Genomic DNA, 13,376 nt, shown 5'->3' with positions numbered 1-13,376 from the left:
GCGGAGACCTGCCGATTAGCGCTTCGAGAACTGGAAGCTGCGGCGAGCTTTCATGCGGCCGTACTTCTTACGCTCGACGACGCGGCTGTCGCGGGTGAGGAAGCCGCCCTTCTTGAGGACCGCACGCAGGTCGGGCTCGTAATAGGTGAGCGCCTTGGAGATGCCGTGACGAACGGCACCGGCCTGACCGGAGAGACCGCCGCCGGCGACCGTCACCATGATGTCGTACTGCGTCGCGCGGTTGGTGGCCGACAGGGGCTGCTGGAGCAGCATCTGCAGAACCGGGCGCGCGAAGTACTTGGTGTAGTCCTTGGCGTTGACGGTGATCATGCCCTTGCCCGGCTTGATCCAGACGCGGGCGATGGCGTTCTTGCGCTTGCCAGTGGCATAGGCGCGGCCAAGGTTGTCCAGCTTCTGCACGTGCACGGGAGCTTCTGCAGGAGCGGCCCCCTTGAGATTGCCGAGGTCTTCCAAAGACTTGGTTTCCTGAGCCATTGTCCTTAGACCCTCGCGTTCTTGCGGTTGAGCTTGGCTACGTCGAGCTTCTCAGGGTTCTGGGCCTGATGGGGGTGCTCGCCGCCCTTGTAGATCTTCAGGTTGCGCATCAGCTTGCGCTGCAGGGGGCCGCGCTTCAGCATGCGCTCGACCGCCAGCTCGACGACGCGCTCGGGGAACTTGCCCTCGAGGATCTTGCGCGGGGTCGTCTCCTTGACGCCGCCGGGATAGCCGGTGTGGCGGTAGTAGACTTTGTCTTCGTGCTTATCGCCGGAGAAGATCACCTTCTCGGCGTTGATGACGACGATGTTGTCGCCGCAGTCGACATGCGGAGTGTAGATCGGCTTATGCTTTCCCTTGAGGCGCGTGGCGATCAGAGCGGCAAGCCGACCGACGACGAGACCTTCCGCGTCGATCAGGATCCACTTCTTCTCTACCTCGCCGGGCTTGGCGACGAAGGTCGTCATAATGAGCTCCAATGCTGGGATCACCGGCGTAGTCAGGGTGCGCGCAATACTGCGGGCCGGCGAAGGAGGCGCCTTCTAATCCGAACGCGGGCGCGGTGTCAACAGAAGCTTTGTCTGTTTCATTTTTCTCGTGCAATATCAATATGTTGCTGTGTGTGGTAGCGTGATACCGCATGAATGTCGTTGGTTTCAGTTCGGTGGCTGAGGCCGCGGTCGTGCTTGCGGCTTATGACAACTTACGGCAATTGGCATGGGCGCGTGAATTTGAGGCAGAGGCTGTGTGGCCGCCGCGAATTAGCGCAACATGGCGTCTAGGAGTGACGTTCAAATCGCCTGACGTGGGCGGGATCGAACCAAAAAGCAAAATGAAGGTTCAAGGAGAGGTATCCATGCGGCAGGCCCTACGACATTTTCTTGCTTTCCTGGCAGCAGCGATGGTGGTTGTAACCTGCACAGGCGCGTGGGCCCAGGACCAGGATGCGGAGCCGCAGAAGGATGTTCCGATCAAACAGATGAAGCTCACCGAGGAACAGGTGAAAAGCTTCGTCGCTGCCCAACCGGATCTCGCCAGCGTGGCCCCCAAGCTTCAGGAGGCCGGCGACAACATCGATGCAGCGCTACAGGCAGAGCTCGATGAACTGGCGAAGAAGCATGGGTTTGCGAATTTCAACGAACTGGACGACGTCGCCGCCAATATCTCGATCGTGATGGCGGGGCTCGATTCAAAATCGGGGGAGTTCACGGAGCCAGTGGAGGCGCTGAAGAAGGAGCTGGAAGACGTGACCGCCGATGCGTCGATCCCCGAGGATGACAAGAAACAACTCGTTTCGGAGCTTAACGAAGCGATCAAGACGACGCCGCATATCGAATATCCGGAGAACGTGGAGCTGGTGAAAGCTCACCGCGCTGAGATCGAGAAGGCGCTGCAGTAGTCTCAACGAAGCGAGGCCCGTTCCATGACGCAAGCTGCTGTATCGATGGCGCCCGCCGACGCGGCGCCTCTGCTGGTCATCGATCGACCGGAACAAGGCGTTGCACGCATTTGCTTGAACCGGCCGGATGCGCGCAACGCGCTGTCGCTGGCGATGATCGAAGCGCTGCACGCGGCCATCACCGAGCTGGGCGCGGAAGATGATGTTGCCGCTATCGTGCTCACTGCGGCGGGCAAGGTGTTCTCGTCGGGCCATGATTTGAAGGAGCTGACGGCGCACCGGGCTGATGCCGACAAGGGGCTCGCCTTCTTCACGCGCACCATGACTGCGTGCGCCGACATGATGCAGGCGATTGTTGCGTGCCCGAAGCCTGTCATTGCGGCCGTCGAGGGCACGGCCACGGCGGCGGGTTGTCAGCTCGTCGCGACGTGTGATCTCGCCATTGCCGCAGAGAGCGCACACTTCTGCACGCCGGGTGTCAACATCGGTTTGTTCTGCTCGACGCCGATGGTGGCGCTGACTCGCAACGTCGCGCGCAAGCGGGCGATGCAGATGCTGCTGACCGGCGAGTTGATTCCGGCAGCGCAGGCTGCCGATTGGGGTCTCGTCAACAAAGCTGTGGCGGCGGAGGATGTCGTCCCTGAAGCATTGGCGCTGGCAACGCAGATTGCGCAGAAATCGCCATTGACGGTGACGATTGGAAAGTCGGCGTTCTATGCGCAGGCGGAAATGAGCCTCAAGGATGCCTATGAGTACGCCGCACGGGTGATGGTCGACAACATGATGGCGCGCGATGCCGAGGAAGGCATCGGAGCGTTCCTCGGCAAGCGAAAGCCGGAGTGGAAGGGTTGCTGAGCAACAGCCTGCGGCGTTGGGATCGCTAACGCCGCGGCTTTGCCCGCGCCTATAGTGCGGTGCATGGATCACGATCGCTACAGCGACGACTACATCGCGGACATTCTGCGCGAGGTGCGCGTGTTCGCGTTCGTCGGTGCGTCGGCGAAGTCGATCCGTCCGAGCTACTTCGCAATGAAGTACATGCTCGCGAAGGGCTACGCTGTGCATCCGATCAACCCGGGGCATGAAGGCGAGCAGATCCTCGGTCAAAGCGTGTTTGCGACGCTTGCCGACGTGCCGGCGCCCGTCGATGTGGTCGACATCTTCCGCAATTCGGATGCGGCGCTGGGCGTGACGCGTGACGCCATAGCCTTGAAAGAAAAGCTCGGGATCAAGGTTGTGTGGATGCAGCTTGGCGTTCGCAGCGACGAGGCGGCCGCGGAAGCGGAAGCCGCCGGGCTGAAGGTCGTCATGAACCGCTGCCCGAAGATCGAGTACGGGCGGCTTTCTGGCGAAATCGGTTGGGCCGGCGTCAACTCGGGGAAGATCAGCAGCGCGCGGCCCAAGCTGTCGCCCATGGGGGTGCAAGGATTGCGCCTGGACGATAAGAAATAGTCGCGCGGTTGCACCACTTCCAATGTTTGCCGCCACACTTGTCGTAGCGGGAAAGCGTCCTACGTAGCCGACGTAGTAAAACGCTCGGGAGCTCACGATGATCGATGCGACGCGGATCCTGGATATGCTGGTCGGCAGCGGAGCCAATGGAGGCCCCGGACAACCATCCGCGCCAGCACAAAATGGTGCAGGGGATCTGCTGGCGCGCGCGCGTGACATGCTCGGCAACGCCGGCCAAAACGTGCCCGGCGGCCTGGCCGGCGGCGTCGCCGGAGGCGTGGCGGCTGGTGCAATCACATCGCTTCTGCTCGGCTCGAAGGCCGGCCGCGAGTTTGCCGGTGAAGCGCTGAAACTAGGTGCGGCTGCGGCTCTGGGCGGCCTCGCCTATCGTGCGTATTCGAACTACCGCGCTGGACAGCCGGTTGGCGCAGATACGTCGTCGCAAAGCGTGCCGTCGGTAACGCCTAGCCCGCTTCCTGCTGCGACGGCGGCGAACGACCATGCCCTGTTGCTGGTGCGCGCGATGATCGCCGCGGCGCTGTCGGATGGCGTTGTCGATGAGGCGGAGCGTTCGGCCATCGTCGGGCGGTTGGCGGCAGCGGGCATCGGCTCGGAGGAGCAGCGCTTCCTCGACACCGAGATGGCCAAGCCGATGTCGCCGGCGCAGTTCGCGGCGGTTGCCCGGGCGCCGGAGCAGCGCGCAGAGGTCTACCTCGCGTCCGCGCTGGCAATCGATGCCGATACCGAGGCCGAGCGGGCCTATCTGCGGTACCTTGCAGCCACTCTCGGACTCGATGACCGGCTGATCGCGCACCTGGAAGATGCAGTGAGGGGAGCGCGCGGCGAGGTTGCACCGGCTGTGGCCGCGCCGCCGCGGCAAGCACTCGGGTGAGGCGCTGATCGGCTGGGGCTATGGCGATCAGCCGAGGCTGCCCGGGCAATATGCCCGCTGACGACGCCGGCATCTTCAATAGGGGCTATGGCGTGTGGCACAATCCCGGTCCACCGGGAGGAAACCATGCGCCTGCTCACTTTGCTCGTCATTCGCCTGATGGCAGTGGTGCTGCTCTGTCTCACGCTGGCCGTGGGGTGGCTGATCGTCGATGCGCACCGCGCAATTGAAAGTGACGTTGCGGGAACGGCCACGCGCGTAGAGGCGCACTTGAAGAGCCTCTACTGGCAGCATCTGATGTGGCGCGACGGGATGAAGCGCGGATCGCTGCTGCCGCTGCCTGAGTGGGAGACGCTGGCGACGCAGAGCATCATCTCGCCGGGCATCTGTGTGACGTACGCTCCACCGGGGGCAGATCCGCAAAAGCTCTGCAGCCAGGTGGAAGCGCTGGGGCCGCAGCCGCCATCCTGGTTCGCGAGCACATATCTCGGCCTGCTCGGTGCGCACAATCCGGTGGAGAGACTGCTTTCGATCCGGGATGCGAGCGCTGGGGTCATCGTGACGGGCGCCGATCCCGACGCGGCGCTGCGGCGTGCGTGGCGTGAAAGCTCCACCGTGGTCGAGATTGCAGCTCTCATGGCGGCGGGCATCGCGTTTCTTGCTGCGCTCATGATCGGACATGCGCTGCTGCCTGCGCGCGCGATTATTGATGCCTTGCATCGCTTAGAAGCCGGGCAGCTATCGGCACAGCTCGGCCGCTTCCGAAGCACCGACTTCAATCACATAGCCTCGGCCGTCAACAAGCTCGCTGCAACACTTCGGCAGACCAACGCGGAGCGATTGGCGCTGACGGCGCGGCTGTTCCAGGTGCAGGAGGATGAGCGACGGGCGATAGCGCGCGACCTGCATGACGATTTCGGGCAGGCGCTGGCGGCGACCTCGGCGCTGGCGGCCATCATCGAGACCAATGCTCCAGCTGACAGACTCGATATTGCGAAGGATGCGCGCGAGATCGCGAAGGCGCAGAAGCACATGATGGAGACGCTTCGCTCGACACTTATTCGGCTGCGCTCGCAGAGCATCGAGGAGGTTGGTCTGGAAGCAAGCCTGCGTCAGCTCATCAACGACTTCAATGCGCAGTCGAAGTCCGGGACGATCTTCCGATTGCAGATGGTGGGGCGTCTGGCGGAATTGCAGAAGCGCGTTGCTGTCGACGTGTATCGGATCGTGCAGGAGTGTCTAACGAATGCGTCAAAGCACGGCCGACCGACCGAGGTGAATGTGCGGCTGGAGCATTGGCAAGATCATGACCCGCACATCGCGCTGACGATCGAGGATGATGGCGGCGGCGATATCGGCGGCATCAAGACTGCGGCCGGCTACGGTATCCTCGGCATCCGCGAACGGCTGGCCCAGCTCGGCGGTGGGCTGTCGATCGGCAACGGTGCGCGTGGCATTCGCATTTTTGCGACAGTACCGCTCACCGGGTGCGAGGCGTACGCATGAGCGCCATCTCGATATTGCTGGTCGACGACCATCCCGTGGTGCGGGAAGGGTATCGTCGGCTATTGGAGATGCGCGGACGCTTTCGGGTGAGCGCGGAAGCCGAGGACGTGCCGCAAGCCTACCTCGCGTACAAGAACCACCGGCCCGACGTCGTCGTGATGGATCTGACGCTGCAGGGTGCGAGTGGGCTTGAAGCCGTGCGGCGGATTCGCGAATGGGACAAGGACGCCAAAGTGCTGGTGTTCACGATGCATGCGGGTTCGGCGTTTGCGTTGAAAGCGTTCGCAGCGGGCGCTTCGGGTTACATCACGAAGAGCAGCCCGCCGGACGATCTGATCCGCGCGGTGGAGATCGTAGCGCGCGGGGGCCGTGCGCTCAGCGACGACATTTCGAAGGCGTTGGCCGCCGATCGTCTCGCGGGAAGCAATCCGGCAATCGAGGAGCTATCGCCTAGAGAGACGGAAATCTTGCGGCTGCTTGCGACCGGGCTCAGCAGTGAAGCGATTTCCGAGCTCTTGAACCTCAGCCACAAGACGGTGCGCAATCACCACTACGCCATCAAGGCGAAGATCGGGGCTGAGAATGATGCTCATCTCGTCTGGCTGGCGCTGAGCGCCGGGCTGGTGCCTTGGGACCGGCTGACTGAGATCGCTGAACGAAGTTGATCAGGGCATCGTGCCTCTAATGCAGCGGGCATGCTGCTCTGCTGAATCGCGCCACCCGAACATAGCCTCTGACGATTGAAAAACTGCACCGGCGCGCGACGCCGGCGGCACAACAATCGTGGGGAAGCGTTCTATGAAGATACTGCTGTTAGGAGCGGCCGCGTGCATCACGGCGCTCATTCTCTCTGCCTGGCTGATGACTTTCGCCAAGTGGTTTCCGATAAAGTCGGTGGACCGGTTCGTGGTCGACTACAAGACAATGATCCGGGCGCATGTCGACTATGCGCTGATGGCCGTGTTCGGGCTCGGGTTCTATGGGATCGGTGTCGAACTGCCGGTCATCGCGTGCTGGTGTCTGGCGATCGGCGGGTTCTCGAACCCGACCGTGTTCACCATTGCCGCGTTTGATCCGAACTTCTGGAACAAGAAGATCTGGAAGGCCTACACGGCTTTGAGCTTCGTCGTGACCACGGTCGGCTTCATGTGGATCACGTGGGCGATCGTGCAGTTTGCACTCAGCTGAACGCAGCGGCAGACACTCGAAACCCGGAGGTCACCCACCGGGTTTCGAGACAGGTAGCGGGGGCGATCGATCAGTAGCCCTTCGGGCACCAGGACTCGGTGGAAGACTTGCACGAGACCGGGAAGGCCTTCACCATCTTCTCAGCTTCCGCCCACTCTTTCTTGGACACGCTGCTGTTGTTGTTCTTGTCCATGGCGGTGAACTGCGGCACCGGATCGATGCCCAGCTTGGACGCGTTGGCGTCATACTCGGTCTGGGAAACCGTGCCGCTGCCGTCGGTGTCCATTGCCTTGAAGCTATCGGCCCAGTCAGCGGCGACGGCGGCGGTCCCCGAAAGCATCAGCGCCGATACAATAGCGACCCATTTCTTGGTCATAAGCGTCGTCTCCTAAAAACGTTTCCCAATTGCGTAGGTTATTGTCATGACGTCGTCGCCCATGCCGGCAACGCCCATGCCGCCGCCCTTCCTGGCGACCTCTCAAAAGGGCGCCCTCTCTCGACGCTAATCAATGGCACTACTTCCAATCCGCCAGGGACATGCTGGCAGGCGGATTGGCGAGACGGGAAGACGCTTCAGAATTTTTGATGTCGTGTCGGGCAACTTTTGCAATGCGCTGCTGCGGTGCAGCGCGGCGAGTGCCACAAGGGGTGCGATTTGCGCCCGGCGAAAATGCTTGAGGAATATTGCTTTAGGTGACCGCGCTGAGCACGGCGCTGAAATGGCAGACTGAGGCGGCAAGCACGAAAACATGCCAGATGGCGTTGTTGTACGGTAGCCGCTCCCACAGATGAAAGATAACGCCGATGGTGTAGAGCACGCCGCCAACGAGAAGAAGTGTGAACGCTGTCGCAGGGAGCGCGGCGAAAAGCGGTGGCAGCGTGAACACGGCAGCCCAGCCCTGAGCGAGGTAGAGCACATAAGCTGTGCGCACGAACTGTGCCGGCGCGATGAGCTTGGCGCTCGCGCCTATCAAGGCGATTGCCCATACGGCGACGAGGAGCGCGATGCCAACGCCTCCGCCCAGCTTGATGGCGGCGAATGGTGTGTACGTGGCAGCAATCTTGATGAAGATCGCTGCATGATCCAGGCGACGCAAAAGCCAGCGCCATCGGCTGCGCGAGAGATTGTAGGCGGCGGAGCAAACGAAGACCGCAAGCATCCCGGCGCCGTAGATCAACACGGCCGTGGATGATGCTGGGTCGAGACGCGTGAGCGAAAGGATGATGAGCGCGATGACGGCGGTCACGGCAAACGCCAAACCGGTCGCATGAACGATGCCGTCGGCGATTACCTCCGACTTCGTGTAGCTCGGGAAGGTCGAAGCCTCGCTCATCTCGTTTACGCAATCCTGTTTCGAGGCCATGTGCGTCCGCACGCACGCGCTTGGCGGACATAAGGCGCATTGTCGGCAGAACAAGGCGTGCGCAGCATTTCCCGAGGTAACAACACAGTGGTTTAACCCTTGGGTGGCGGGAAAAGATCCCTAAATACTTGGGATGCTTAATCTTCGAAGCCTGATCAGCAGCATTGCAGTCGCGCTCTTGGCGGTGACAGCGGCGTATGGAGTGTCAACGGCGAAGGCCGATGCGCTGCCTACGCTGACTTATCTCGGTGCTTTCCTTCAAAACGACAATGCGGGTTTGGAGCCGACGACGGACGCCGAGCGCGCGAGACTTAGGAAGGTCGGTGAAATCTTCACGCAAGACCTCGGCGACAGTGGTCAGTTTCGCATCGTGCGGTTGGGGGCCGAACAGCTTCAGCACATCGCGGCGGGCCAAACGCCCGGCGAATGCGGTCAGTGCGAGATCGAGTACGGCAAAGCCGCCGGAGCGGACATCGTCGCCTGGATGACCATGCAGAAGGTTTCAAACCTGATCCTGAACATGAATGTCTACATGGTCGATGTCGCCAGCAGGCGTCAGGTTCTGGTCAAAAGTGTCGATCTGCGCGGAAACACGGACGAGAGCTGGACGCGGGCGGTGAAATATCTGGTGAAAAATCGGGTTCTGCCGGCGCATCTCGGGCTGCCGCCGGCGTGAATGTGCGGCAAGGTTGTGCATAGCCAACCTTGCGCTTGCCGGAACGCTCGGCCCGCGCTAGCCACGGGGCCATGACCGAAAAACCGATTCTGCCCGGGCCTGACGGGATCGAGCCCATCAACCTCAAGGAAGCGCTCGAGGAGCGCTACCTTGCCTATGCGCTGTCGACCATCATGCACCGGGCTCTGCCCGACGTGCGCGACGGTCTCAAGCCGGTGCACAGGCGCATCCTTTACGCGATGCACCAGCTGCGGCTGTCGCCGGACGGCGGCTTCCTGAAGTGCGCCAAGATCGTCGGCGAGACGATGGGTGACTTCCACCCGCACGGCAACCAAGCGATCTATGACGCGCTGGCGCGTCTCGCACAGGATTTTGCCGTCCGCTATCCGCTGATCGACGGGCAGGGCAACTTCGGCAACATCGACGGCGATAACCCGGCCGCCGAGCGCTACACCGAAGCGCGCATTACCAACACCGCTGCCGACCTCATGGAGGGGTTGGAAGAGGAGACGGTCGACTTCCGCCCGAACTATGACGGGCGGAAGATGGAGCCGGTGGTGCTGCCGGCGGCTTTCCCGAACCTGCTGGCCAACGGCTCTTCCGGCATTGCCGTGGGCATGGCGACGAACATCCCACCGCATAACGCAGACGAGCTGTGCCAGGCGCTGCTGCATCTCATCAAGCATCCGAATGCGACGATCGAGAAGCTGGTGGAGATGATCCCGGGGCCGGATTTCCCCACCGGGGGCGTGATCGTCGAGCCGCGCGAGAACATCATCGAGGCGTACAAGACGGGACGCGGCGGTTTCCGCATCCGCGCAAAGTGGGACAAGGAAGAAACGAGCCGCGGCGGCTATCAGATCGTCGTCACCGAGATTCCCTATCAGGTGCAGAAGGCGAAGCTGGTCGAGCGCATCGCCGAGCTCATGACCGAGAAGAAGCTGCCGCTGCTCGGAGACGTGCGCGATGAATCGGCAGAAGAGATCAGGCTGGTCCTTGAGCCGAAGAGCCGCACTATCGATCCGCTGCTGCTGATGGAAAGCCTGTTCCGCTACACAGAGCTGGAAGTGCGCTTCGGCCTCAACATGAACGTGCTGTCGGCCGGGCAGATTCCCAACGTGCTGTCGTTGCGCGATGTGCTGCGGCAGTGGCTCGAACACCGCATCGATGTGCTTGTCAAGCGGTCGAAGTACCGGTTGAGCAAAATCGAGCATCGCCTGGAGGTGCTCGACGGCTATCTGATCGCGTATCTCAACATCGACGAAGTCATCAAGATCGTTCGTTTCGAGGACGATCCCAAGGCCAAGCTGATGTCGCGCTTCAAGCTGTCGGAAGTGCAGGCGGAAGCGATCCTAAACTTGCGCTTGAAGTCTCTGTCGCGGCTCGAGGAAATGGAAATCCGCACCGAGCACGACAAGCTCTCGGAAGAGAAGCGCCAGCTGCAGAAGCTTCTCGCCTCGGACGATCTGCAGTGGGAGCGGATCTCGGCCGAAGTGAAGGAGGTGCGCGAGCGCTATTCCAAGTCGACGGCGTTGGGCCGCCGGCGTACTTCGTTCGCGGATGCGCCGGTGATTGACGTCGACCTCGATGCGGCATTGATCGAGAAGGAGCCGATCACGATCATCCTGTCCGACAAGGGCTGGGTGCGCGCGTTGAAGGGGCATGTCGACGATCTGTCGAAGCTCGACTTCAAACAGGGCGACAAGCTGAAGCGCGCGGTGAAGGCGTTCACTACCGACAAGCTGCTGATCATGGCGACGAACGGCAAGGTGTTCACGCTGGAAGGATCGGCTTTGCCGGGCGGGCGCGGCCACGGCGAGCCGGTGCGGCTGATGATCGACCTGGAAGAGAACCACGACATTGCAGAAGTGTTCACCTATCAGCCCGGACGCAAGCTTTTGATCGCTTCGACCGGCGGATACGGCTTCATCGTGCCCGAGGACGAGATCGTCGCGTCCACGCGCAAGGGCAAGCAGGTGCTGAACGTCACCGAGCCGGACGAGGCCAAGCTGATTGTGCCGGTGGCGGACAATGCCGACTACCTCGCCATCGTCGGCGACAATCGCAAGATGCTGATCTTCAAGCTGGATGAAGTGAACGAGATGACGCGCGGCAAGGGTGTCATCCTGCAGAAGTCGAAGGAGGGCAACCTCGCCGACGCGCGCACGTTCAAGAAGTCGGAAGGTCTGTCGTGGGTCGATAGCGCCGGACGCACCTTCACGATGCCGTGGAGCGAGCTGAAGGAGTGGGTGGGGCAGCGCGCGCAGGCGGGCAAGAGCGTACCGAAGGGCTTCCCACGTTCGAACAGCTTCGGACCGGTGTTCTAGAGCCGGCGGCCGCTCATCCAGAACGAGACTAGAGGCGCTGCCGCGGAGGACGTGGCAGCGCCTTTTCTTTGGCGTGATGCGGATGGCCGCGGTGACGAAGCCCGCTTCGGCTGCCGTGCGTCAGCAATTTGTTAGGCTTCCCTTTAGGAGGTCGCGGGCAATGATAGGCAATAACCGTTTGCCGGGGCCCGTCTTGACCACACCAAGTTCGCAAACCGGTCTGCCGCCGGAGCCGCAGGCCGTCGTTCAGGCGTTGACGAAATCAGCGATTTTTATTGTCGCGACGATCAATCCGGGGCGTGAAGCCTGTCAGGCCATGCGGGGGCTTTGCGGCGACCTTCCCGCGTTGCTGCGCGCGGTTGGATTTCGCGACATAGGTGGCGACCTTTCCTGCGTGCTGGGCATCGGCTCCGATGCGTGGGACCGGCTGTTCGGCCTGCCGCGGCCGGCGGAACTGCACCCGTTCCGCGAGATCAGATCGGGAGGGCGGCACGCTGTTTCGACGCCCGGCGATGTGCTGCTGCACATCCGCGCTAAGCGGATGGATCTTTGCTTCGAGCTGGCGACGCAGATCCTCGACAGCGTCGGCGATGCGCTGACGGTCGTCGATGAGGTGCACGGGTTTCGCTATTTCGACGAACGCGATCTGCTCGGCTTTGTCGATGGCACTGAGAATCCAACGGCCAGGGTCGCGATGGAATCTGCCTACATCGGTGCCGAGGACCCTGCGTTTGCCGGCGGCAGCTATGTCATCGTGCAGAAGTACGAGCACGATATGTCCGCTTGGAACGCGCTTTCCACAGAGACGCAAGAGCGCATCATCGGACGCAAGAAGCTGTCCGACATCGAGCTTGACGATGCGGTGAAGCCGACGTGTGCGCACAACGCACTGACGACCATCGTCGAAGACGGCAAGGAAGTTAAAATTCTTCGCGATAACATGCCGTTCGGCCGCGTCGGGTCGAAAGAGTTCGGGACCTATTTCATCGGTTATGCGCGCTCGCCGCGAACTACGGAGCAGATGCTCCAGAACATGTTCGTCGGGCGCCCGCCGGGGAACTACGACCGCATCCTCGATTTCAGCGTCGCGAAGACGGGGTGCTTGTTCTTTGTGCCCTCGGCAACCTTTTTGGAGAACGTCGGAGACGATACTTCGCTTCCCGATGAGACCGCGTCTGAACCCGCCGTCGAGGCGCAGCCTGCGCCCGCAACGACCGATGGTTCGCTTGGCATTGGTTCGTTGAAAGGACACCCCGCCAATGAATAACCTCCACCGCGAGCTTGCCCCGATCTCCGCTGAGGCGTGGGGGCAGATCGAAGAAGAAGCGAAGCGTACGCTGAAGCGCTATCTGGCTGCGCGCCGGGTGGTGGACGTCGAGGGGCCGAGCGGTGTTGCCACCTCGGCGATCGGCACGGGCCACTTGCATCCGATCGCGGCGCCCGGTGCCGGCATCATCGCGCGGCAACGTGTGGTCAAGCCGATGGTCGAGCTGCGGGTGCCGTTTGTACTCGAGCGGCAACAGATCGATGATGTGGAGCGCGGCTCGAACGATTCAGACTGGCAGCCGGTGAAGGATGCGGCACGAGATCTGGCGTACGCCGAAAACCGGGCTGTGTTCGAAGGTTATAGCGCGGGCGGCATCGGCGGCATTCGCGAAGGCACCAGCAATCCGGTCATGACGCTTCCGGCGGAGATCACTGCGTATCCCGATGCCATCGCCGGCGCGCTCAATCAGCTGCGGCTGGCCGGTGTGAATGGACCTTATTCGGTCGTGCTCAGCGCCGAGGCGTACCAGAAGCTGAGCGAGGCGAGCGACCACGGCTATCCGGTGCTCGAGCACATCAAGCGGATCGTCGACGGAGAGATCGTGTGGGCTCCAGGGATTTCAGGCGCCTACGTTCTCACCATGCGCGGGGGAGATTTTGCGCTTCACATCGGTGAGGATGTGTCGATTGGCTATCTCAGCCACGACGACAAGATGGTGCGGCTCTACCTGGAGGAGACGTTCACTTTCCTTCTCCTGACGACGGAGGCATCAGTCGCGCTTGCGGCAAGCTGAGCGCGCTGTCGCCGCGG

The 13,376-nt window shown here is 62.0% G+C and carries 15 protein-coding genes; 11 read left to right on the top strand and 4 right to left on the bottom strand.

Translation table 11 applies throughout. From position 1 onward, the window contains the following. Positions 1–15 precede the first annotated feature (15 nt). Complete coding sequence (gene rpsI, locus NDB2M4_RS11100) at positions 16–495, bottom strand: 30S ribosomal protein S9 (RefSeq protein WP_072374636.1); 480 nt, start codon at positions 493–495, stop codon at positions 16–18. 5 nt (positions 496–500) lie between these two features. After that, positions 501–962: a 50S ribosomal protein L13 gene (gene rplM / locus NDB2M4_RS11095; protein ID WP_072375089.1), complete on the bottom strand. Its 462-nt coding sequence runs from the start codon at positions 960–962 to the stop codon at positions 501–503. Between the two features lie 173 nt (positions 963–1,135). On the opposite strand from rplM, the gene NDB2M4_RS20350 reads away from it, so the two are divergent. From NDB2M4_RS20350 to NDB2M4_RS11060, 7 genes are all read left to right on the top strand, one after another. Then, positions 1,136–1,894, top strand: a complete 759-nt coding sequence (locus tag NDB2M4_RS20350) for a hypothetical protein (RefSeq protein WP_210186532.1) — start codon at positions 1,136–1,138, stop codon at positions 1,892–1,894. 45 nt (positions 1,895–1,939) lie between these two features. Then, complete coding sequence (locus NDB2M4_RS11085) at positions 1,940–2,749, top strand: enoyl-CoA hydratase (RefSeq protein ID WP_139247221.1); 810 nt, start codon at positions 1,940–1,942, stop codon at positions 2,747–2,749. A 63-nt stretch (positions 2,750–2,812) separates the two neighbouring features. Next, positions 2,813–3,346 (top strand): CoA-binding protein, encoded by a 534-nt coding sequence (locus tag NDB2M4_RS11080; protein ID WP_072374630.1) that lies wholly within the window; start codon positions 2,813–2,815, stop codon positions 3,344–3,346. A gap of 97 nt (positions 3,347–3,443) precedes the next feature. Beyond that, positions 3,444–4,238 carry a tellurite resistance TerB family protein gene (locus tag NDB2M4_RS11075; RefSeq protein WP_083556165.1) on the top strand — a complete coding sequence of 265 codons (795 nt, stop codon included), beginning with the start codon at positions 3,444–3,446 and terminating at the stop codon, positions 4,236–4,238. Between the two features lie 126 nt (positions 4,239–4,364). Beyond that, a complete protein-coding gene (locus NDB2M4_RS11070) occupies positions 4,365–5,744 on the top strand; it encodes a sensor histidine kinase (protein ID WP_072374627.1) in 1,380 nt (459 codons plus the stop codon). Next, positions 5,741–6,409 (top strand): response regulator, encoded by a 669-nt coding sequence (locus NDB2M4_RS11065; protein ID WP_072374624.1) that lies wholly within the window; start codon positions 5,741–5,743, stop codon positions 6,407–6,409. Before NDB2M4_RS11070 ends, NDB2M4_RS11065 begins: the two co-directional genes overlap by 4 nt. A gap of 133 nt (positions 6,410–6,542) precedes the next feature. Next, the gene (locus tag NDB2M4_RS11060) at positions 6,543–6,932 is read left to right on the top strand and encodes a hypothetical protein (RefSeq protein ID WP_072374621.1); all 390 of its coding nucleotides are present in this window, start codon (positions 6,543–6,545) and stop codon (positions 6,930–6,932) included. 70 nt (positions 6,933–7,002) lie between these two features. On the opposite strand, the gene NDB2M4_RS11055 is transcribed toward NDB2M4_RS11060, so the two are convergent. After that, positions 7,003–7,308, bottom strand: coding sequence for an EF-hand domain-containing protein (locus NDB2M4_RS11055; RefSeq protein WP_072374618.1), 306 nt, complete (start codon positions 7,306–7,308; stop codon positions 7,003–7,005). A gap of 313 nt (positions 7,309–7,621) precedes the next feature. Further along, the gene (locus tag NDB2M4_RS11050; RefSeq protein WP_072374615.1) at positions 7,622–8,296 is read right to left on the bottom strand and encodes a PAQR family membrane homeostasis protein TrhA; all 675 of its coding nucleotides are present in this window, start codon (positions 8,294–8,296) and stop codon (positions 7,622–7,624) included. Positions 8,297–8,498: 202 nt separating this feature from the next. Here NDB2M4_RS11050 and NDB2M4_RS11045 point away from each other — a divergent pair, with 202 nt between their 5' ends. From NDB2M4_RS11045 to NDB2M4_RS11030, 4 genes are all read left to right on the top strand, one after another. Next, positions 8,499–8,972, top strand: a complete 474-nt coding sequence (locus NDB2M4_RS11045; protein ID WP_244536136.1) for a DUF3280 domain-containing protein — start codon at positions 8,499–8,501, stop codon at positions 8,970–8,972. Between the two features lie 71 nt (positions 8,973–9,043). Then, positions 9,044–11,299 (top strand): DNA topoisomerase IV subunit A, encoded by a 2,256-nt coding sequence (parC, locus tag NDB2M4_RS11040; protein ID WP_072374610.1) that lies wholly within the window; start codon positions 9,044–9,046, stop codon positions 11,297–11,299. A 193-nt stretch (positions 11,300–11,492) separates the two neighbouring features. Further along, positions 11,493–12,566, top strand: coding sequence for a Dyp-type peroxidase (locus NDB2M4_RS11035; RefSeq protein WP_244536135.1), 1,074 nt, complete (start codon positions 11,493–11,495; stop codon positions 12,564–12,566). Then, positions 12,559–13,359 (top strand): family 1 encapsulin nanocompartment shell protein, encoded by an 801-nt coding sequence (locus NDB2M4_RS11030; protein WP_072374604.1) that lies wholly within the window; start codon positions 12,559–12,561, stop codon positions 13,357–13,359. Before NDB2M4_RS11035 ends, NDB2M4_RS11030 begins: the two co-directional genes overlap by 8 nt. The last annotated feature ends 17 nt before the right edge of the window (positions 13,360–13,376 follow it).

Origin of the sequence: Hyphomicrobium sp. NDB2Meth4 (assembly GCF_900117445.1) — a bacterium.
Taxonomy (GTDB): domain Bacteria; phylum Pseudomonadota; class Alphaproteobacteria; order Rhizobiales; family Hyphomicrobiaceae; genus Hyphomicrobium_A.
This window is presented reverse-complemented; position numbering and strand designations above follow the sequence as displayed.